Consider the following 586-nt stretch of genomic DNA (forward strand, 5'->3'; position numbering starts at 1 on the left):
CCGGATCAGGCGCCTTCCCGGTCCGTCCAATCGTTTCACGCTAACGACGAAATCGACGGGGCGAGGCGCGACAGCATCTTTGCGGTAGTCCGTCGTTTCCTCTTTGCCAGGCAAGGAGAAGGGAGAACCGGCGGCTACGGATCTCCCTTGAAAGGGGTACAGATGACTTGCGCGTGAGAAGTCATCTGTGTGACTTCATTCTGAAGCCCAGGGTTCGCAGAAGTCTTTCTCAGATCAGACCGAGACGTCTGCGTAGTTCCTCGTTCTCAGCGCGCAGCTTTGCTGCAAGTTCCTGGCGTAGCTTTAGGTTCTCGGCTTCAAGGGCAACCAGGGTGGCAAGATCATCGCCGGATGATCTTGCAGATGGTTCGGGCACTGTCTTTGCAGCCGCGTTCTTCCAATTGTAGTAGGTCTGTTCGCTCACTCCAGCCTGCTGCAATGCGGCCTTAAGAGTGGTCTTACCACCTTTTGTCGCCTTTTCGATAGAAGTTAGGATGGACGTACGTTGAGCTGGCGTGTAGGTGATGCGCTTGCGTGCCGTCGGTGAAGCGGGTTCAGTTCTTGCTTTAGCCTTCGATGTTCTGGC

The 586-nt window shown here is 55.5% G+C and carries 1 protein-coding gene; it reads right to left on the bottom strand.

Annotation, left to right across the window (positions count from 1 at the left end):
* Positions 1 to 229: 229 nt before the first annotated feature.
* Positions 230 to 586 (bottom strand): transposase (locus RCF13_RS21780; RefSeq protein ID WP_308141547.1); only part of this gene is annotated, 357 nt, incomplete at its 5' end.

The sequence above is a fragment of the Stenotrophomonas maltophilia group sp. RNC7 genome (genome assembly GCF_030910085.1).
In the GTDB taxonomy this organism is placed as follows: domain Bacteria; phylum Pseudomonadota; class Gammaproteobacteria; order Xanthomonadales; family Xanthomonadaceae; genus Stenotrophomonas; species Stenotrophomonas sepilia.